This is a genomic window from Olsenella uli, from assembly GCF_901212675.1.
Lineage (GTDB): Bacteria > Actinomycetota > Coriobacteriia > Coriobacteriales > Atopobiaceae > Parolsenella > Parolsenella uli_B.
Window position 1 is genome coordinate 74728 of the sequence record NZ_CAAKOQ010000036.1, and the last position, 20059, is coordinate 94786.

Here is a 20059-nt window from a genome sequence, read left to right on the forward strand (position 1 = left end):
CCCAAACGCTCGCTACTCGGCAGAGCCCACCGAGACGCCGCCCACGTAGGTCTCCCTGAGGTTGAGCTCGGGGTCGAAGACCACGAAGTCGGCGTCGCGGCCCGGCCTGATGAAGCCGCACTTGCCGTCGACGTGCGCCGAGCGCGCCGGCACCTCCGTGGCCATGCGGATGGCCTGGTCGGCCGTGACGATCTCCCAGTCGACCATGTTCTTGACGCCGCGCGCCAGCGTGAGCACCGAGCCCGCGATGGATCCCTTTGAGCCGTCCTCGTTGCGCAGGTAGCACAGGTTGTTCTCGAGCACCACCGGCAGGCCGCCGCTCATGTAGTTGCCCTCGGGCAGGCCGCCGCAGCCCAGGCAGTCGGTGATGAGCACCACGTGCTGCCAGCCCTTGGCCTGGACGAGCGCGCGGATGGCCGCGGGCTTCACGTGGCGGCCGTCGCAGATGATCTCGGCGTAGGTGTCGGGCGTGGACATGGCGCAGCCCACGATGCCCGGCTCGCGGTGGTGCAGGCCGCGCATGCCGTTGTAGGTGTGCACGAAGCACGTGGCGCCGGCGTTCACCGCGGCGAGCGCCTCGTCATAGGTGGCGTCGGAGTGGCCGATGGCCGTCACGATGCCCTTGGCGTCGAGCTGGGCGATGTAGTCGAGGGCACCCGGCTTCTCGGCCGCGAGGGCGCTCTTGACGATGCGGTTCTCCGAGGCCTTCTGCCATCGGTCGAACACCTCGACACTCGGGTCGATGAGGAACTTGGGGTTCTGCGCGCCCACGTGCTTGGTGGTGAAGAACGGGCCCTCGAGGAAGATGCCCTGGATGCGGGCGCCCAGGAAGTCGGCGCCGCGCGCGTCGTCGGCCTTGGCGATGGCCGCGCAGGACTCGGCCAGGTCGTCGGCGGACTGCGTGAAGGTGGTGGGCAGCCACGAGGTGGTGCCATGCTTGGCAAGCGCCAGGCTCGAGGCGTTTACGCCGTCGGCGTCGTTGTCGGTGGTGGCGTGGCCATAGAAGCCGTGGATGTGCGTGTCGACCATGCCCGGCGCAATCCAGCTGCCCGCGTAGTCGCGCACCTCCACGCCCTCGGGCGCCTCGGCGGACCACACACCGAATTTGCCGTCGGACACCGTGAGGAAACCGCCTTTGACGGCCCCGCCCGGCAGGAAGAACTTGTCCGCCTTGATTGCGTACGAGCTCATGCAGACTCCTCTCGTCAAGGGCGCCCGCCCGGCGCAGGTGCTCGGGCGGGCGCGTCGCGTATGACTTGGTTGTACCCGCAAACGGCCTTGGGTGTCCCCGGATAGGCTCCGGGAGCCAAACGGGGCTTGGCCGAGGCGGCGTGGCCCCGTCGGCCCGCGGCCGAGGGCCGGCCGCTACGCGTCGAGCGAGTGGATGGTCACGCCCTTCACCACGCGGTTCACGGTGCCGGTGGGGCTCGGGGTGTCGGGGGTGTTGCCCACCTTCACGGAGTTGAGCAGGCTCACCACCTGGGCCACCATCACGAACGGCAGCGCCGCGTAGGCCTCGGGCAGCGCGTCGTGGCCGGCGAAGGTGAACGACTCGCCGCCAAACTCGGTGGCGCCGGCCTGCTGCACCGCCACGGTCTTCATCGCGATGTCGTCGCCAGCGATCTCGTGCAGGATGTCGAGGTCGTACTGGCGCGTGTAGGCGTCATTGTTCACGAACACGAACACGAGCGTCTTGTCGTCCACGAAGCTCTTGGGCCCGTGGCGGTAGCCCATCGAGGTGTCGAACGACGTGGCCGTGAGGCCGTGCGCCAGCTCGAGGATCTTGAGCTGGGCCTCCTGGGCAAGCCCGCCGAACGAGCCCGAGCCCAGGTAGGTCACGCGGTCGTAGTTGCCGGCGAGGAAGGCCGCGACCTCGTCCTCGCGCTCGATGACCTCGGCACCCATCTCGGAGGCAGCGCGCACCCATGCCGCCTTCTCGTCGTCTGGGGCGGAATCGAAGATGAGCGTGGCGAGCAGCGCCATGCATGAGTAGCTGCCCGTCATGGCAAAGCCCTTGTCGTTGGCGCGCGGGATGAGCAGCGTAAGCGCGTGCGGGTCGTCGGCCGACTGCACGGCGAGGTGGCCCTCAGGCGCACAGGTGACGTTGAGGAAGCGCACGTCGTCGACGACCTGACGCACCACGTCGACGGCGGCGAGGCTCTCGGGACTGTTGCCCGAGCGCGCGAACGAGACCAGCAGCGTGGGGTCCTTGGCGCGCAGGAAGTCGTACGGGGCGCTCACGAGGTCGGTGGTGGCGACGGCCTTGAACTCGTAGGCGTCGGTGTCACCATGGCGGCGCAGGTAGGGGGCGATGGTGTCGCCCACGTAGTCGGACGTGCCAGCGCCGGTGAAGATCACCGTGAGGCGGCCGTTCGCCATGGCGCGGGCCTCGGCGAGGAACTCCTCGACCTTGGCCAGGTTGCTGCGGTAGATGCCGAGCGTGTCCTCCCAGAGCTCGGGCTGCTGGCGAATCTCGGCGGTGGTGATGTTGGCCCCCATGGCCGTGAGCTCCTCGACGCTCTTCTCGAACATAGTTGCTCCTCTCTGGGCGGCGTACCGCCCGTGGCCGTGCGCGCGTGCGCAGGCCGCTGATATGGAAACGGCGGGCAAGCCGCCGGCAGAGCCTAGCCTCGCCAGTGCGAGACCTTGTACCTGAACTGGTCGGCCCGCGCAACGGAGAGCGTGAACTCGACCACCTCGCCGTCGTCGTTGGTGGTGGTGCGCACGAGGTCGAGCGCCGGCGAGCCCTCCTTGACGCCAAGGATGCGGGCCTCCTCAGGACGCGCGATACTCGCGGAGAACTCCTCCTCCGCAAGGCGGATGCGCTCGTGGAAGGCACCCTCCATCACGTCGTAGAGCGACACGCCCTCGAGCTGGTCGCGGGTGAGCGACAGGAAGCGGCGGACGGGCAGGTAGGTGCGCTCGAGCATCATGGGCACGCCGTCGGCCGAGCGCAGGCGGCGCAGGACGAACGCGGGGTCGCCGATGCGCAGGCCCATATGGCTGGCAAGGTACTTGTCGGCCTCGATGCGGCCGAACTCGAGGATGTCCGTCGTGGGAACGCGCCCCAGCTCACGCATCTGCTCGGTGAAACTGTAGGTCTGCGAGAGGTTCGTGGCCTGCGTCTCCGCGGAGGCCACGAACGTGCCCTTGCCATGCCGGCGCACGACCAGCCCCAAGTTCTCGAGCTCGCGCAGGGCCAAGCGCACGGTGGTGCGCGAGAGGCCGTAGCGCTCCGTGAGCTCGCGCTCGGAGGGAAGCAAGTCGCCCGGCTTGAGCTCGTTCTGGATCTTGTCGCGCAGGACGTCCACGAGTTGGTCGTAGAGCGGCTGCTTGCGAGCCTTGGTGGGCACGGCACCTCCTCAACTGGTCATTACCTTAATACCAGTTAGATACCTGTTGCGTCAAGAGGCAAGGGGCGATAGGTTCCCATCACCCGGTAAACGGCACCTTTCGCCGTCACGTATCACTTTGCTTCTCCGCCAGTCGCCGAACGGTCATCTTTGAGCTCGCAGAGAACACGCAGCCGAGGACCAAGGACCCATCCCGGGGGGGTCAAGGACCCATCCCGGGAGCCCAAACGCCGCATCAGCTTGTCCCGAAGCACGTCCGGATACGCCTCGAAGCGCGTCCAGAGCGTCCCAAGGCCCAACGGGACGGCCCGAAATCCCCCGAGCCGGCTTCCCAAGAAAGAAACTATCGAGTTTGCTGCAGTCGAACTCGGGAACGGAAAGTAGACCTCTCAATCGCGGTTGCAAAACCGCTGGTAGCCGACTCGGTCCGATTCCGTCTACTTTGGCATCCGGGCTTGAACTGCAGCAAGCTCGATAGTTATGCATCGGGACCTTTCGGCCGCCGCATATGTGCCGGATTTCGCCCCGTTCGCAGGAGCTGTCAGGCACAAAATGGCACGGCAGCCCATCTCGCAAGCCTGCCCTGCGCGCGCAGGGACCACCCGACCAAGAAAGCGCCACGAACAACCCCGCGGGAATGCGTCGCACACAAAAGAAAGCCCCGGCTATGTGCAGGTTGTGACTTTGACCCCACGGTAAGAAATAGCACTTTAGCTGCATATACTTGTTTCAAATAAGTACATATATCAAGTTGTCCGGGACCATTTGCCGGACGCCGTCGATCGGCCAAGCCATGAGAATCCCCAAGTACCTGCTCATCGAGCAGGAGCTCAAAGACGAGATCGAGAGCGGCAAGTTCGAGTACGGAGACCGCTTCCACAGCGAGGCGGAGCTCCTCGCCCGCTACGACGTGAGCTCCATCACCGTGGTGCGGGCGCTGCGCGACCTCGTGAGCATGGGATACCTCGTGCGCAAGCAGGGCAAGGGCACCTTCGTGTCGCGCTCGCGCAAGCGCCAGCTCGTGGAGCTCACCGACATCGAGACCTTCGCCGGCCACCTCGACCGCGAGAGTGTGCGGGTCGTCTCGGCAAAGCCCGGCGACGACCCGGCCGTGCGCGAGCGCCTGGGCCTCGAGCCCGGCGAGGGCTATCACGACATCCTGCGGGTTCGCTACGTGGACGAGACGCCGTTCCTCGTCTCGCACTCCCACATACCCAGCCGCTACATCAAGGACGACACCGCGCCCGACTACTACGACTCGATCTACCGCCGCCTGCGCGAGGACTTTGGCCTGCACCTCTACGAGGAGCACGCCACCGAGACCGACGAGGTCACCTTCCCCACCCCGCCCGAGCCCGCGGCCCTGCTCGGCATCGACGAGCAGACGCCCACGGTCTACCAGCACAAGCTCACCACGCTCGCCTCGGGACGCGCGGTGGAGGACGTCATCGCCTACAAGCGTTGGGAGTACTTCAAGATCGAGTTCGTGACGCGCGGCAGGACGGCGGCGGCACCCAGCAATCCGACGGCGCTCATATAACGGCTGCTCACGCATGTGCACGCCCGCGCAGAGGTCCAAGACGAAGAAAGGGCGCCCCGTGGGACGCCCCTTCTGCTAGCGCTTCGTGCGGTCGAGCCGCTTGAGCTTCTCCATGCGCTCGCGGGCAAGCGCCTGCGCGGCCTCCTGGCTCTCGGCGTCGGTCGCCTCGCCGGTGACGGCCCGCTCTGCCTCGGCCTTCTTCGAGGCATCGTCGACCACGCGACTCATGAGCCGCTCCATGCCGTTCTTGGCCAGCTCGCGGTAGCGCTTGGCCTCGCCCTTGCTGCCCTTGTTGGCATACTGCTCGGACAGCAGGAAGTACAGGCGCAGCTTCTGTTCCTCGTTGGCCCCTTCGAGCTCGGCAGTCATCTCGTCGATGTAGCCGTAGCCCTTGGCGCACAGGATGTCGAAGGTGCGCTGGCAGTCCTTGAGGATGGCGTCGCCCACCTCGAGCTTGCCAAGCTCGTCCAGGGCGGACTTGGCGCGCTTCTTGTCCTCGTTCTCGACGAAGAAGTTGAACGCGCGCAGCATGAGCACCGTGCGCTGCTTCTTGGAGAGCCGCATCTTGAGCAGGATGTCGAGCATGTCGGAGGCCTTGGCCGTGTCGTCGAGCGCCAGGTAGACGTTGAAGCGCATCATGAGCTGGTTGTAGCGCGGCTGCGAGATGCGCAGCGGCACGCCGTCGAGCTGCCTCAGGCACTCGTCGAAGTCGCCGCGTTGGAACGTGCGCTCGAACTTTGAGAACGTGTGCCTGCGGGCAAACTCGCTGCCCAGGAAGTAGGCCACGAGCAGGATGATGAAGGCCACCGCCTCCGGCTTCATCTCGAATGACATGCGCATCCCTTCGTCTGTGACGCAACGCGACGCCGCCCAAGCGGGCGCGGCCGAAAAATGGCAATGGACCCCGGCGGGCAGAGCCCAAGCCGGAGCCCATTGTAGAGCGGGAGACTGCGGCGCCGAACCCTCGCCGGGGCGTAACCCGGCGCCGCAACCAGGCCAGGACCGAGGCCTAGCCCTTGGAGATGATGCCGAGGGCACCGAGGGCGATGGTGAGGATCAGGACGACGAAGATCGCCTTGGTCGAGGTCATGCCCTTCTTGCCGAGCATCCAGTACACGAAGCCCACGAGGCAGGCCGGGACGAGCTTGGGAAGGATCATGTTGCAGATGTTCTGCACGTCGACCGCGACGCCACCGATCTCGGGGGCCCAGGAGAACACAATGCCCACGTTGGTGGAGACGAGCGCGCCCACCATGAAGACGCCCATGACGCAGGCGGCGTCGGTGATGGAGTTGAGCTTGTCGCTCATCGTGGTCACGAGCTTGGTGCCCTGCTCGTAGGCGATGTAGGTCTGCTTGCAGCGGAACCAGTCGACGAAGATGTTGGCGATGACCCAGATGAGGATGCCCAGCGGGTTGCCGGCGATGGCCATGTTGGCCGCCAGCGCGCCGAAGATCGTCGGGAGCAGCGAGCCGAAGATCGAGTCGCCGATCGAGGCGAGCGGGCCCATGAGGCCGGTCTTGAGGCCGGCGACCGCGTCCTTGGAGGCGACGCCGTCCTGCTCCTGGAGGGCCAGGTCGATGCCGGTGACGATGGTGTTGAAGAAGTTCGAGGTGTTGAAGAAGGGCGAGCACTCGGCCTGCGCCATCTCCTTCAGCTCGGGGGTGCCGTCACCGTAGATCTTGATGAGCTGCGGCAGCATGATCCACAGGTAGCCGGAGTGCTGCATGCGCTCGTAGTTCCAACCGGCCTGGAAGGCGGCCAGGTTGCGGATGTTGATCTGGCGGAAGTCGGCCTTGGTCAGCTTGTAGCCGGTGGTGCCGTTCGGAAGCTTAGAGCTCGTCATCGTCGTCCTCCTCCACACTCGAGGCAGCGGCGATAGCAGGCGCCTGCTGGTTGTTACGGTAGTAGATGAGCGAGAGCGCAAGGCCGATGAGGGCGATGGTCAGCATGGACAGCGTGTTGAAGGTGCCACCGCTGAGCGTCACGCCGGCATTGGCGAGCACGGAGGCCACTGCGTCGGAGGCGCCGATGGTGGCGACGTCGCTGGCAACGACCTTGATGCTCGTGAAGACCGTGGAGAAGAGCGCCGCGATCGTGAAGCCGAGCAGCAGGTACGGGGCGTGCTTCTTGACGGGCAGGTAGCGAAGCAGGATGGCGAAGCCAACCGCGGGCAGCGCGCCGCCGGCGACCGTGAGGCCCTTGGCGAGCCAAGCGAAGTCACTGTTGAGGGCGTTCACGACGACCTCGACGAGACCCTGGCCGAAGACGAGCGCCAGGAAGATCGGCAGGCAGCGGGAGAGCATCCAGGAGACGCCGCCGAGCAGGTAGTGAACGTTGAAGGCGCCCCAGTTCATCTTCTCGACGTCAGCGTCGCAACGGTGACCCCAGAAGGTGTTGGCAAAGCGCGCCAGGATGTCGGTGTAGACGAGCAGCGCCGCGACCGGCACGCCGATGGCGGCCAGCGCCTGCTCCGGCTGCATGCCGGCGCCGACGGCGAAGGCCGTGGCGACGACGGTGCCGGAGTTGGCATCGACGCGAGAGGCGCCGCCGAAGGTGCCGACGCCGAGGACCATCAGCTGCATGGAGCCGCCGATGTAGAGACCGGTGACCATGTCACCCATGATGAGGCCCGAGACGAGGCCGGCGAAGACCGCCTGGCCCGCGGAGCTGTAGGGCCCGAGTTCGTCCATGATCTGGTACGCCGAGTACAGCGTAAGCAAGAGGATCTGCCACCAGGCAAACATAGACTTACCTCCCTTTCCTTTCCCTTTCGTGCACGTGCAAAGAACAGTGCCGTGGTGCCACGGGGCATCGGATTCCGAGTCACGGGGTCCGACGCCCCGCGCAGTACCGCGCAGCCCCCACGTAGGTGCCCTGCGCTGTCACAGGGCCACGGTCTCCCAGGTCGTGGCCATGTATCAAAAGGTGTACCTCTCGGAAGCACAGGGACTGAACCGACGCATCGCAGCAGTCTCATGTGCCCGCGCGGGAGAGGCGACCCGCGCGGCAGGTCATGCGCGAATGTGCGCTAGACGGTAAAGTCGGACGGGGTGTCGGAGGGCACCATCTGGGCATACATGCGGATGCCCTTCTCCTGGAGCTTCTTGAAGGCCTCGATGTCACCCTCATCCATGCCAATGTTGAGGCCCACGCGCTTAACCTCGTTCAGGCTCGACATGTTGCCCACGTTGATCTCGGGCAGCTGCACGCCGCTCTCGATGAGGCGCAGGAGCGTCTCGGGCTTCTTGGCGAGGATGAAGAGGCGCTGGGCGTCGTACTTACCGGCCTGGATGTTGGCCGAGGCCTTCTCGAGCGGCAGCACCGAGAGCTTGACGGCAGCTGGGCAGGCCATCCTCAGGACCTGCTTCTGCATATCGTCGGTGGCAAGCTGGTCGTCAACGACCATGAAGCGAGAGACCTGCTTGGCGTTGGCCCAGAGGTTGGCCACCTGGCCGTGGATGAGGCGAAAGTCGATGCGAACTCCAACAATCATGGGTTACTCCTCCCCTTCCGGGACCTCGTCGATGACGGGCTCCGAACTCAGCGGAAGCACGTCTGCGAAGACGCCCTCCGTCTCGAACACGATGATGTCGTTGGCGCCCTCGCGAAGAAGGCCGTGCGGGACGTAGAGGCTGCGGATCGGGCCCAGGTCCCAGAAGCGCCCGACGTTGGCGCCGTTCACAATGACGCAGCCCTTGCCGAAGCCGCGCATGTCGAGGTAGGCGTCGTTGGGCTGCTCTTCGGTGCCGAGCGCGCCGGCGGCAAGCTCGAGGTCGTAGCGATAGAAGCCGGGCTGGCCCGCGGCGTGGCCCGCACCCCAGTCGATGTGGTCGGTGTTGTCGATGGGCAGGCACCACTGCTCCCAGTCGGTCAGGAAGTGCAGGTCTGCCATGACGCCCGTGCGGATGCCCTTGTGCTGCGTGTCGGCCAGGAGCTTGGCGCCATAGTTGACGCGACCCATGTTCTCGACCAGCACGTCGATGCGGTTGCCCACCGGCTTGGAGGGGCTCGCCATGATGTCGGCGCCGATCTCCTCCTGGTACTGCGTGGCCTTGAGCTCGCCGTTCATGAAGAACTGGGCGCGGTCGCGGGCGTCGATGATTCGGTACTTTATCTCGTCGGCGTCGGCCTCGTCGTAGGTGCGGTAGAGGGTGTAGCCATAGGCCTGGCCCAGGTCCTCCATCGGGCGCGGGAACTGCGAGCGGATGGGCTCGGCGATGGACTCGAGCGTGTCGAAGAGGCCCACCTTGGCCGTGAGCTTGGCCGGAGCGGCCGAGATGCTCCCCTTGGTGAGCGGCTCGCCCGTCTCGGCGTCGGGGAAGAGGTCGCGCACGACGTCGCGCAGCGCGTACCACTTGGCCGTGGGGTTGCCCTGCTCGTTGAGCGGGGCGTCGTAGTCGTAGGAGGTGACCTGGTGCAGGTCGTGCTCGCGGCGGGCCGAACAGCCGTTCATGAAGCCGAAGTTGGTGCCGCCGTGGAACATGTAGAGGCAGATGCCGTCGGCGATGCCCATGCACTCGCGCACGTCGTGGGCGAAGTCGTCGGCGGCGCGGCGGTTGACGGGCTGGCCCCAGCGGCTGAACCAGCCGTCCCAGAACTCCATGTTCATGAGTGGCCAGGTGCGGCCGTGCTCGGCGTGGAAGGCCTTGAGGGCGGCGAGGTTCTCGGCGGAGTGCGAACCGAAGTTGCCCGTGGCGAGGACGCCGTCGTCGATGAGCGAGCCGGCGCGCAGGCAGGCGCGCCAGGGTCCGTCGGAGGTAACGAGCGGGACGTCCACGCCGCGCTCGGTCATGAGGTCGCGGATGGCGCGCAGGTAGTCCTTGTCCGTGCAGTAGGAGCCGTACTCGTTCTCCACCTGCATCATGATGATGTTACCGCCGTGCGTGACCTGGCGCTCGACGAGCTGGGGCAGCAGGTGGTCGTAGTAGGCGGCCACCTGGGCGAGGTACTTGGGGTCCTTGGAGCGGATGCGCATGTTGCGCTTGGGGAGCAGCCACGCGGGAAGGCCGCCGAACTCCCACTCGGCGCATATGAACGGGCTCACGCGCACGATGGCCCAGAGGCCGAGCTCGGCCGCCTCGTCCACGAAGCGCGCGATATCGAGCTGGCCGGAGAAGTCGAACTCTCCCTCGTGGGGCTCGTGCATGTTCCAAGCGGCGTAGGTCTCGACCGTGTTGAGGCCCGCGGCCTTGAGGTTGGCGAGCGAGCGGTGCCAGTCGGTCGGGTGAACGCGGAAGTAGTGGATGGAACCGCCGAGCACCTTGAAGGGCTCGCCGTCGAGCAGGAAGTGCTCGTCGAATTCGAAGCTGTGGCTCTCGCCCTGCGTGTACGCGTGGTTTACCATCGTCTGCCCCCGTCTCTCATCTTTGGGATTTGCGCCCCCGTGGCGCCACCCTATCGAAGTCATACCCCATCTTCCGAGGTGAAGTACGTAATTCCGGTAACGTACTCATCATCGTTGAGCAAGTTGTCTGCTTAATATATTAAGCGGCCATGTGGATAGTACGTTACGCGGGGGTGTCCTGTGCGTTGAGAAGTCGCAACTGGTCTGTTTTATCCCGTGAAAGGTATGTTTTTGCCGCGTGGCGGTTTCTGGTGCCGTCCGAGACCGAACTGTGGTATTCGCGCGGGCGCGTCACAATAAGGGTGAGGGAGCGGGCGGGAATCCTGCCGCGGCGCACCAGTCACCGCGTGCGCAGGGGCGCAGAGCCGCAGACGACGCGGGCGGCCGTCAAGCGAAGTCCCGCCTCACCTGTCGAACGGGAACTCTTCCCTCGCGAGGGCCTCGATCGCCTGGGCCACGGCATCGTCGCGCACATCCCCGATGTGCCAGCGCGCCGCCGCCGCTGCCTCGGGCGTGGCGTTGGCCACGGCCACCGAGTTCTTGACGGCGCGCAGCATCGGCAGGTCGTTGTCGGCATCGCCAAAGACGAAGACCTCGTCGGGGGCCACGCCCAGGCGGTCGCGCAGGAACTCCACCGCCGTGCCCTTATTCCAGCCATGGGGCATGACGTTGGAGAAGCTCGGGCGCGCGAGGTCGACATCGAGGGCCGGCACCTCGGCCATGATGGCCTCCGCAAGGTAGCGCTGCTCGGTCACATCGCCCGGCACGAAGACGTTGGCCTTGATGACCGGCGTGGCCGGGATGTCCGTCGAGGGCACGCAGGTCTTGGCGTAGCCGGGAAAGATGGGGGCAAGCTCTTCGACCGAACCCTCCACGAGCAGGGGCGTCGAGCCCTCGAAGCAGAGCATACCGGCATGGGGCCAGGCGCGTACCACGCGCCGCATGTCCTCGAGCGCCTCCGCCGGAAGGGCCTTCTCGCAGACGAGCTCGCCTCTGCAGTAGATTTCCTGGCCGTTCGTGGCCACCGCCGTGGCGCAACAGGCGTCGTCCCCGCCAAAGAAGCGGGGCAACCACGTGTGGCTCCTGCCGCTCGCCACTCCCACCACGTGCCCGGCGTCGAGCGCCGCGTGGAAAGCCGCCCGCATGCGGTCGGAGACCTCGGCCTGTCCCCAGGGGAGGATCGTGCTGTCGATGTCTGTCAGGATGAGCCTCATGATGTCCTCGCCTCCGGCTCCTCGGGAGCCTCACCGTCCGCCTCCCCTGCAAGTATGAGCCTCGTTCCGGTCTCGGCAAGCTCCTCGGCGAGCGCGCCCGTAGGGTCCGCGTCACTGATGACGACGTCTGCCGCGTCGGGGCCGGCAAACCTCACGAGACCGGGCGCGCCGACCTTGGACGAGTCCATGAGCACCACGCTCGATGCCGCGCACTCGAGGAACCGCTCCTTGACCTCGGCCATCTGTGCGTAGTTGGTCATGAACCCGCGCCCCGGGACGAAGGACGTGGGACACACGAACGCACAGTCTGGGTGCAGCATCTCGAGAGAGCGAATGGTGAGCGGGCCGGAGAGGTAGCGGTGCCCCTTGCGCACTGACCCGCCAAGCAGGATGACGTTGACGGCCGGCAGGCTGCGGTCGATGAAGTCCGCCACCGTGAGGTCCGCGGTGACCACCGTGACGTCGGCCAGGGGTGCGAGAGCGCGCACGAACTCAAGCGCCGTCGTGCCCGAGTCGACGAGGATGGAGTCGCCGTCGGAGACGAGCCGCACCGCCTCGCGCGCGATGGTGCGCTTGGCCTCGGCGTTCACGTTGACGCGACGGTCCTGGATGGACACCGTGATCGTCTTCGAGAGCGAGACGGCCCCGCCGTGCGTGCGACGCAGCTTGCCGTCGCGCTCGAGGGCGTCGAGGTCGGCGCGCACGGTGACGGTCGACACGCCAAGCGTGCGGGAGAGGTCGGCGACCTGCACCGACGAGGCGCGCTCGAGAAGGTCAAGAATCGCGGCGCGACGCTCGTCCGCAAAGGCCCGGGCGGTCATCGTGCGCCCTTTTGACGGAACAATGAGAAGAATTGACCGAAATGTACAGTCTTCCAGCCAAACGCAACCACCCCGAGGCGCATCGAATCCCCGCAAGGTCGCCTTTTTAGGGACGTTGAAAGGTAATTCGCCACTATTGGCCTCCTCATCCCGATGAAAAGGGCCCTACGGCCCATAGGCAGGACAGTGGAGGTGCGCCGTCGGTGTGCATTTCCGGCTATTTCTCTCACCGCACGTCTCCCCGCCAGCATTCCGGCGTCTCTCCAGCCGCGTCCCAGCCACGAACACGAGCGCATGCCGGGTCCCGGGCCCGAGGCATGCCGAATCTCGGGCCCGAGCGTATGCGACGCCCCAAACACGAGCGCGTGCCGACCCTCAAGCCCGAATGCATGCTATACCAAGGGACGGGGCCGACACCAACCAAAACTGGCTGGCGCCAACCCCATCCCTCCCGCATCTCACGCCTGTTTGCCCCGAATGGCCAGCACCCGCCCGCTATCTGGCCAGGCCGAGGCGCTCCCACTGCTCGGCGGGAGCCTCACACTCGCGCATCGCGCGATCGAGCAGCGCCACCATACGACCCTCGAGCTCCTCGTCAGTGCCGGCAAGATTGCGCTCCTCGCCAGGGTCGGCCTCCAGGTCAAACAGGCGCGTCGTGCTGACCTCGCGCAACGGGTCGTCGCTCTGGTCCACGACGGCAAGCTTCGTCACCGGGATGCGCATGACGGGATAGTCGGTGCGGGGAATGAACCGGCCCCACTCGATCTGGTCCTCGCAGTCACAGCCGAGCATGCGGCGGATTGTCGTCGGGATCACGGCATATTCGTAGCACGGCTTGTTGCCGGGCACGGGCGCGCGCATGTAGACGTGCCGGCCGTCGGTGACGTTGACATCCATGGCGTGGTAGCCAAAGAGCGCGTAATCGCGGCCCGGGGCATCCGGATCTGTGGCAATGGGCCGCAGGGAACGACCGAGCACGCCTGCAGGCACCGGCGCACCGGCGTAGTCGAGCAGGGTCGGCATGAGGTCGATGTTCTGCGTGAGCTGCCCGGCATGCTCGCCGGCTCGCTCGCCACCCGGGAAGCGCACGATGAGCGGCAGGCGGGCAAGCTCGTTGTAGAGGGGCATGTAGTTCTTGCCGAGGAAGTCGCGCTCGCCGAGGAAGTAGCCGTGGTCGGTCGTGAGGACGATGAGCGTGTCCTCGTACATGCCAAGCTCCTTGAGGTGGTCGACGAGCCTGCCGAACCAGTGGTCGCACATGGTCACGAGCGCCTGGTAGCGATGGCGCAGGTACCTGAGGGCGCCAGCGTCGACGTCGGTCTCGGAGACGCGCTTGTACGCCGGAATCTCGAAGTAGTCGCGGTCGAGGCCCTCGCTGCCACCGTAGAGGTCCATGTACTTGTCCGGCACGTCAAACGGCTCGTGCGGATCGAACGCCTCGACCATGAGGAAGAAGTCGTCCTTGCCCTTGTTCTCGGTGAGCCAGTCGCAGGCCGAGGAGAAGGTCTTGGGGCTTGGCATGTCCTCCTCGTTGGGCCACATCTGGCGATTGAGCTGGTACTGGCGCCGCACGCGGCCGTAGTGGGTCTCGGGCATGTTGGAGGGGTCGTCGATCTGCGAGACCCACGGGTCGCCCTCCTGACCGCGATGGTAGTCCCAGGTGTTGAACTGCTGCAGGTAGCCCTCGCCGCCCGTGCGCATGTAGTGGCAGTGGTCCGTGGTGATGTGCGCGTACCAGCCGGCATCGCGCAGGCAGTGCGGCAGCGTCACGTCGTAGGGCTCGATGGGTCCCCAGGCGCGCTCGAGGAAGGTCGGACGGCCGCAGAGGATGTCGTGGCGAGCCGGCATGCACGGAGCCGAGCCAATCCAGTGCTGGTCGAAGGTGCAGGAGTCCTCGCAGAACGCGTCGATGTTCGGCGTCTGTACCGGCGTCTCGGGGTTGTAGCACGAAAGGACGTCCCTGCGCAGGGTGTCCATGAGCACGAGCACGGCTCTCATGTGAGCTCCTTCTCTCGACGGCTTGCGAGGCACACGGTATGGCTTGCGCGGCACACGGCTCTCCGGGACCGGCGTGGCACGTGCCATGTCGGCCCCGGAGAGCCGGGCCGCCCACCCCATGCAGGAGCGGACGGCCACGGCGACGCGTCTTACGCGAAGATCTTGAGCGCCGGCACGTAGTAGCCGAGCGCCGCAAAGGCGAGCGCGATCACGATGATGCCCACGATGATCTGCGCGGAGTTCTTGCCCTGGCCCTTCTTGAGGAGGTGGTAGCAGATGAAGGTCACGGCCACGGGAAGCAGGCACGGCAGGATCTTGTCGAGCTGGTCCTGGATCACGAGCGGGTCACCCTCGCCGAAGGCGAACTTAATGCCAAGCTTGAGCTTGACCGCCGTGGCGACGAGCGAGCCCGTCACCATGACGCCGAGCACGTTGGCGAGGTTGCCAAGGCGGTCGAAGATGGCCATGCCGGCCTTCTCCACGAGCGCCATGCCCTGCTCGTAGCCCTTGTGCAGGCCAAAGTACTTGAGCGGCCAGTAGAGCAGGTTGATGAGCAGAAACATCACGATCGGGCCGACGATCGAGCCGTTGTTCACGCACATCGAGGCACCGATGGAGCCGGCGATCGGGAACCACGTAAGGTTGAGCAGCGAGTCGCCAAGACCGGCGAACGGACCCATAAGCGAGGTCTTGATGCCGACGACTGTGTCCTTGTGGTCCTCGTCGGTCGTCTCCTCGAGCGCCGTCGCGATACCGAGGATGAACGGGATGGCGATGGGGTGGGTGTTGAAGTACTCGAGGTGGCGCTGGAGGGCGTGGACGCGCTCCTCCTTCGGGCGGTCCTTGTAGAGCTCCTTCAGGACGGGCTCGAGGCAGTAGGTGATGGAGAGGCTCTGCATGCGCTCGTAGTTGTGGGCAAACTGGCAGGCCTGGGTCCTGAGCAGGACCTTGTTGAGCGTGCTCTTTGAGATTTTTCCCATTAGAGATCATACTCCTCGTCATCGTTGTCGCCGGCAGGGGTCACGGTATCGGCCGCGATGGCAGGCGCCTTCTTCTGGCCCTCGATGATGAGGTCGTAGACGCCGGCAGCGGCGGCGGCGAGCAGGGCGACGCCCACGGTGGGCAGGCTCATGTAGGCCGCGAAGACGAAGCCGAGCACGAGGAAAATCCACATGTCCTTCTTCATCATCATGGTGAGCAGCATCGCGAGGCCCACGGCGGGCATGACGCCACCGGCGGTCGAGAAGCCGGAGAGCACCCAGGGCACCTGGTTCTGCAGGAAGGCCATGATGTCCTCAATGACGTAGGAGCCGATGCCCGTGGCGATGAAGACCGGGACGGCGCGCGTCAGGAAGAAGCAGCAGGCGGCAGCCCAGAAGTACTTGTCAACGGAGTTGAACTCGCCCGACTCGGCGGCCTTGTCGGCCCCGTGCAGGAATGTGATGTTCGTCGTCATGACGAGGATGTTGAGCTGCTGGACGAGCGTGGCCGTCGGGACGCCGATGGCGACGGCGAGCGCGATGGCGCTGGCGGTGTCAGTGCCCGACATGATGCCGAGCGACGCGCCCACGATGGTGCCGGAGATGACGTCGGGCGGCACGTAGGCGCCGATGTTGTTGACGCCGAGCCACATGAGCTCCATCGTGGCGCCAATCATGATGGCGAGCGGCAGGTTGCCGAGGATGATGCCCACGCCCACTGAGGCGAGCAGGGGCTTTCTGAATCCGAGGTGGGGACCATACTGGTCCCAGGTGCACAGGCCCGCCCAGACCGCGAGCAACAGCGCTTGAATCATGGCTCCTCCTTCTTCTTCCCTTTCCAAAACGTCTCCCCGCGGCGCGGCCCGCACCGACCGGGGCAAGGGGTGCCCGGGCATCGCCCGGCGTCACCTCGCGCGCAGCATCCTGCCCGGCTACGCGTAGTTCTTCAGCAGCTCGGCGACCGGCTCCTTGGTGTCGCGCGTCGTCGTCTGCATCCAGCACTCGACCCCCTCGTCGAGCAGCCTCTCGAACGCGTCCTTCTCCTCCGGGGTGACGGACATGTTCTTGTGGAGGCGGTGGCGCTCCTCGTTGAAGCGCATGCCGGAGACGTTGAGATAGGTGAACGGCAGGCCGTTGTCGTGCAGGCGCAGGGCGTCCACGGAGTTGGTGAAGAGCACCATCGTCGGTCGCTTGATGGTGGTCTTGGTGAGGGCGTGGATGAACTTGTCCACGGAGAAGACGGTCACCTTGATGCCGGGGACCGCAAGTCCGGCGACGGACTTCTGGACGGGGTCGTTCGCAACCTTGTCGGAGACGATGATGACGCTCTTGACGCCGTAGTCGGGAATCCACGTCGTGGCGACCTGGCCGTGGATGAGGCGGTCGTCGATGTTGACGATGCGGACGTTGCCGATGCCCTCCCCCGCGGAGTGGACGGGCGCGTCGGTCTTCGTTGCGGGCGCGGGGGCCGCATTGCCGTCCCCAGACTCCTCGGAGCCTGGCAGGCGAATCTCGCCGAGGGTCTGCGCGTGGGCCGCGAGCACGAGCTTGCGGATGTCGGCACGGCCCGAGAGCTGATCGCGGGTGAGCATGAGCTCAATGAGGACCGGCATGGAGAGGCCGGTGAACGCGATCATGTCCTTGCCGCTCGCGAGGGCGCGGGAGATGACGTTGAACGGCGTGCCGCCGTGGATGTCGCAGATGGCCGCCACGTCATCGCACTCGGCCTTGAGCTTGTCGTAGTCGGCGTTGAACTCGGCCTCGAAGTCCTCGAGCGACGTGTCTGCGGCAAGCCCGAGCGCGTAGACGTCGGCCTGCTTGCCCGCCACCATCTCGACGGCGCCAAGAGCCGCACGGGCAAAGTCCCCGTGACTCGCAACGATCACTCCCAGTCTCATATGGCTTCCTCTCCCTGTGCCTTCCTTGCTCGCGCCGAGCGCCTTGCGCACCTCGGCGATTGCCTGCTCCTTGTAGCGGGAGACACTCACCTCCCCCGCCTCATACGTAACCTCTGGGATATTGGGGTCTCCCTGCGCGCCCCTCGCGATCCACGGCGCTTGGACTCTCGGCAAAGCCTGGCCGAACCCCGTCTCCGATTCCGTCGATGTGTTCATAATTGTGCGTTTCTATTCCCCTACGTTCTAAAATGTGTGAAGTTGTTCGTCAACCGCTGTCGGACAAAGATAGGTCAGCGGGCCGGCGAGCGGTATGAATTTGTGCGCAAACGTATGCACCGCATCATGCAAGATGGATTGGAATGGGGCGCAAGGACGGCACGAGGGGACGCGGAGCCGTTGGGGGGCTCGAGTCTGACACGACCGGGGCGAGGGGACATCGAGTCCGACGCGAGGCCAGCGCGGGGCCGGTGCGACAATGGGCATCTAGGGAGTGGTTGACATGTTGAAGAGTGAGCGGCAGGAGTCACTCGTCGCCCTGTGCGAAGCGCGGGGGGCCATCTCGGTGCGCGACCTGTCCCGCGAGCTTGGCATCTCGGAGATGACGGTGCGCAGGGACCTCGACGAGCTCGACGGACAGGGGCGCATCGAACGCGTCCACGGCGGGGCGCGCAGCAAAGGCGTACGACAGACCCTCGTCAGGCATGAGCGCAGCCACGTGGAGAAGCACGAGCTCAACGCCGCGGAGAAGGACCATGCCGCGACGCTGGCGGCGAGCGTCATCGAAGAGGGCGACGCCATCTACCTCGGGACGGGAACCACGTGCGAGGCCATGGTGGCGCACCTGCCCGCCGAGCCGCTCAAGATCGTCACCTCGAGCCTCGCCGTGTTCACGCTGCTCGTCGCCCACCCGGAGTACGACAGCGGTCTCTGGGACCTCTGCCTCATCGGCGGCTCGTACCTCAAAACGACGATGGCCTTCGTGGGGCCGCTCGCGGAGGACGCGCTCGGCACGCTTGGGCTTGCCCGCGCCTTCGTGGGAACCAACGGCATTCTGGGCACCCAGATCTTCGGCCACACGATGGCGGCCGGTCGCATCCTGCGAGCCGCCCTCGACGCTGCCGACAACCGCTACGTCGTCACCGACGCAAGCAAGTTCGGACGGCGCGACTTCTCGGCATTCTACGAACTCCGCAATATCGATAACGTTTTCACGGACGGGGGTATCGCGCCAGACCAGCGCCAGGCGGTCGAGCAGTACTGCCGAGTTGTCTGCTAGGGCGATGCGCCGGGGCAACAATCAAGAGCAGTGCCCCGAGCCATCTGACGGGGGATATGCCTGCGAGCGCTCTCGAACGTACGCTACTCGGAGCCCCGCGTCCCACCGCAGGCCTACCCGCGAAAGCGATAGTAAGTGTTCTAATTCGTTCACCGTTGGTCGAGTTCTTATCTATTCGAACACCCAAGCGTGTACACTCCCAATCGATGGAGCCACGGCCGGCCACCCAGCGGTCGCCGGCCGCGCAATCTCACCAGAGAGGAGCGCGCATGAGAATCGTCATCGGTTCGGACGCGGAGGGCACGTCCCTCAAGGAGGTCGTCGCCGCGTACCTCCACGAGCTTGGCCACGAGGTCGTCGACAAGACTCCGGAACCGGCGGCCGACTTCGTGGACTCGACGCTCGCCGTCGCCCACGACCTACTCGAGAACCCCGATAGCCTCGGGTTCGCCTTCGACCGCTACGGTGCCGGCAGCTACATGACCGCCTGCAAGGTCAAGGGCATGATCGCCTGCGAGTGCTCCGACGAGCGCAGCGCCTACATGACGCGCCAGCACAACAACGCGCGCCTGATCACCATGGGCGCCGGTCTCGTCGGCCCCGACCTCGCGCGCGGCATCGTCGACGAGTTCCTCCGCGAGCCATACGCCGGCGGGCGCCACCAGATCCGCGTCGACATGCTCAACAAGATGGCCTAGGGAGGAGTTATCCATGATCATCGCCATTGGCTGCGACCACATCGTCACCAACGAGAAGATGGCCCTCTCGGACCACCTCAAGAAGCTTGGGCACGAGGTCATCGACTGCGGCACGTACGACCACGCCCGCACGCACTATCCCATCTACGGCAAGCGCGTCGGCGAGACGGTCACCTCCGGCAAGGCCGACTTCGGCGTCGTGATGTGCGGCACCGGCGTGGGCATCACCAACGCGGTCAACAAGGTGCCGGGTACACGCTGCGCGCTCGTCCGCGACATGGCCAGCGCCGTCTACTCACGCAAGGCGCTTAACGCCAACGTCCTCGGCTTTGGCGGAAAGATCACCGGCGAGTTCCTCATTGCCGACATCGTCGATGCGTTCCTCGCCGCCGAGTACCAGAAGACGCCCGAGCACGACGCCCTCGTCGCCAAGATCGACGCCGTCAACCAGGCGGACCCGCATGCCCAGGCCGACCCGCATTTCTTCGACGAGTTCCTCGAGAAGTGGGACCGCGGCGAGTATCACGACTAGCAGGTCGGGTCGTCTCACGGCGGGCGGTCCGCGCACCTATGAAGCCAAGCGGTAGGCGCGCCCTGGCTGAGATTGATGGCTCACCCGAATTGGGGCCGGTGGAAAGGATGCCACCGGCCCCTTTCCACAATGGCGCCACAGGGGGTTCGGCCCGTAATTTCCTCGCCTGGCCTTTCGGCGCCCGGCCCCACGCCCTATCTTGTCCGGTCCTTCGGTACCCGCCTTTTCGATGCCAGGGCTCTCGTCATGGTCGCCACCTATTCACGAAGTTGTCATTCAATCATGTAGATTTTATGATGGTGTATCTTTCTTTTTCCTTCTTTTTTGACAAGTAAAGAGCTTTCGTTTCTTTCTTTTTCTCAATCTGCAGAGAAGGTGGGACAAGCCTTCGATTCGCTTCCC

18 protein-coding genes are annotated in these 20059 nt (G+C 65.6%); 4 read left to right on the forward strand and 14 right to left on the reverse strand.

Annotated features, from left to right (window positions below; genetic code table 11):
* Positions 1-12: 12 nt before the first annotated feature.
* The 3 genes from nagA to EFAMC1_RS04925 all read right to left on the reverse strand — a co-directional run bounded on the left by nagA (position 13) and on the right by EFAMC1_RS04925 (position 3353).
* A complete protein-coding gene (gene nagA / locus EFAMC1_RS04915; protein ID WP_154053198.1) occupies positions 13-1191 on the reverse strand; it encodes an N-acetylglucosamine-6-phosphate deacetylase in 1179 nt (392 codons plus the stop codon).
* A gap of 174 nt (positions 1192-1365) precedes the next feature.
* Entirely contained in the window at positions 1366-2532 is a 1167-nt protein-coding gene (locus tag EFAMC1_RS04920) for an SIS domain-containing protein (RefSeq protein WP_154053199.1), read from the reverse strand.
* A 92-nt stretch (positions 2533-2624) separates the two neighbouring features.
* Complete coding sequence (locus EFAMC1_RS04925; protein ID WP_154053200.1) at positions 2625-3353, reverse strand: GntR family transcriptional regulator; 729 nt, start codon at positions 3351-3353, stop codon at positions 2625-2627.
* A gap of 793 nt (positions 3354-4146) precedes the next feature.
* Here EFAMC1_RS04925 and EFAMC1_RS04930 point away from each other — a divergent pair.
* Positions 4147-4893 carry a GntR family transcriptional regulator gene (locus EFAMC1_RS04930; RefSeq protein WP_154053201.1) on the forward strand — a complete coding sequence of 249 codons (747 nt, stop codon included), beginning with the start codon at positions 4147-4149 and terminating at the stop codon, positions 4891-4893.
* A gap of 75 nt (positions 4894-4968) precedes the next feature.
* On the opposite strand, the gene EFAMC1_RS04935 is transcribed toward EFAMC1_RS04930, so the two are convergent.
* The 11 genes from EFAMC1_RS04935 to EFAMC1_RS11205 form a co-directional block, all read right to left on the reverse strand.
* Complete coding sequence (locus EFAMC1_RS04935; RefSeq protein ID WP_154053202.1) at positions 4969-5727, reverse strand: hypothetical protein; 759 nt, start codon at positions 5725-5727, stop codon at positions 4969-4971.
* A 175-nt stretch (positions 5728-5902) separates the two neighbouring features.
* On the reverse strand, positions 5903-6739 hold the full coding sequence (locus EFAMC1_RS04940) for a PTS system mannose/fructose/sorbose family transporter subunit IID (protein ID WP_154053203.1): 837 nt from the start codon (positions 6737-6739) through the stop codon (positions 5903-5905).
* Positions 6726-7640 (reverse strand): PTS mannose/fructose/sorbose/N-acetylgalactosamine transporter subunit IIC, encoded by a 915-nt coding sequence (locus EFAMC1_RS04945; RefSeq protein ID WP_154053204.1) that lies wholly within the window; start codon positions 7638-7640, stop codon positions 6726-6728. The genes EFAMC1_RS04940 and EFAMC1_RS04945 overlap by 14 nt, the downstream gene beginning before the upstream one ends.
* A 284-nt stretch (positions 7641-7924) precedes the next feature.
* Positions 7925-8389, reverse strand: a complete 465-nt coding sequence (locus EFAMC1_RS04950) for a PTS sugar transporter subunit IIB (RefSeq protein WP_154053205.1) — start codon at positions 8387-8389, stop codon at positions 7925-7927.
* Positions 8390-8392: 3 nt separating this feature from the next.
* Positions 8393-10240: a glycoside hydrolase family 35 protein gene (locus EFAMC1_RS04955; protein WP_154053206.1), complete on the reverse strand. Its 1848-nt coding sequence runs from the start codon at positions 10238-10240 to the stop codon at positions 8393-8395.
* Between the two features lie 404 nt (positions 10241-10644).
* The gene (locus EFAMC1_RS04960) at positions 10645-11454 is read right to left on the reverse strand and encodes an HAD family hydrolase (RefSeq protein ID WP_154053207.1); all 810 of its coding nucleotides are present in this window, start codon (positions 11452-11454) and stop codon (positions 10645-10647) included.
* Positions 11451-12275 carry a DeoR/GlpR family DNA-binding transcription regulator gene (locus EFAMC1_RS04965; RefSeq protein ID WP_154053208.1) on the reverse strand — a complete coding sequence of 275 codons (825 nt, stop codon included), beginning with the start codon at positions 12273-12275 and terminating at the stop codon, positions 11451-11453. The genes EFAMC1_RS04960 and EFAMC1_RS04965 overlap by 4 nt, the downstream gene beginning before the upstream one ends.
* 495 nt (positions 12276-12770) lie before the next feature.
* Positions 12771-14273, reverse strand: coding sequence for a sulfatase-like hydrolase/transferase (locus EFAMC1_RS04970; RefSeq protein ID WP_154053209.1), 1503 nt, complete (start codon positions 14271-14273; stop codon positions 12771-12773).
* A 149-nt stretch (positions 14274-14422) separates the two neighbouring features.
* Positions 14423-15253, reverse strand: a complete 831-nt coding sequence (locus EFAMC1_RS04975) for a PTS system mannose/fructose/sorbose family transporter subunit IID (RefSeq protein ID WP_154053210.1) — start codon at positions 15251-15253, stop codon at positions 14423-14425.
* Positions 15253-16068, reverse strand: coding sequence for a PTS mannose/fructose/sorbose/N-acetylgalactosamine transporter subunit IIC (locus tag EFAMC1_RS04980; protein WP_154053211.1), 816 nt, complete (start codon positions 16066-16068; stop codon positions 15253-15255). The genes EFAMC1_RS04975 and EFAMC1_RS04980 overlap by 1 nt, the downstream gene beginning before the upstream one ends.
* Positions 16069-16185: 117 nt before the next feature.
* Entirely contained in the window at positions 16186-17151 is a 966-nt protein-coding gene (locus EFAMC1_RS11205) for a PTS mannose/fructose/sorbose transporter subunit IIAB (protein ID WP_261981776.1), read from the reverse strand.
* Positions 17152-17650: 499 nt separating this feature from the next.
* Here EFAMC1_RS11205 and EFAMC1_RS04995 point away from each other — a divergent pair, with 499 nt between their 5' ends.
* The 3 genes from EFAMC1_RS04995 to lacB all read left to right on the forward strand — a co-directional run bounded on the left by EFAMC1_RS04995 (position 17651) and on the right by lacB (position 19657).
* The gene (locus EFAMC1_RS04995) at positions 17651-18427 is read left to right on the forward strand and encodes a DeoR/GlpR family DNA-binding transcription regulator (protein ID WP_154053212.1); all 777 of its coding nucleotides are present in this window, start codon (positions 17651-17653) and stop codon (positions 18425-18427) included.
* 269 nt (positions 18428-18696) lie between these two features.
* The gene (lacA, locus tag EFAMC1_RS05000) at positions 18697-19125 is read left to right on the forward strand and encodes a galactose-6-phosphate isomerase subunit LacA (protein WP_154053213.1); all 429 of its coding nucleotides are present in this window, start codon (positions 18697-18699) and stop codon (positions 19123-19125) included.
* A gap of 13 nt (positions 19126-19138) precedes the next feature.
* Complete coding sequence (lacB, locus tag EFAMC1_RS05005; protein WP_154053214.1) at positions 19139-19657, forward strand: galactose-6-phosphate isomerase subunit LacB; 519 nt, start codon at positions 19139-19141, stop codon at positions 19655-19657.
* Positions 19658-20059 lie beyond the last annotated feature (402 nt).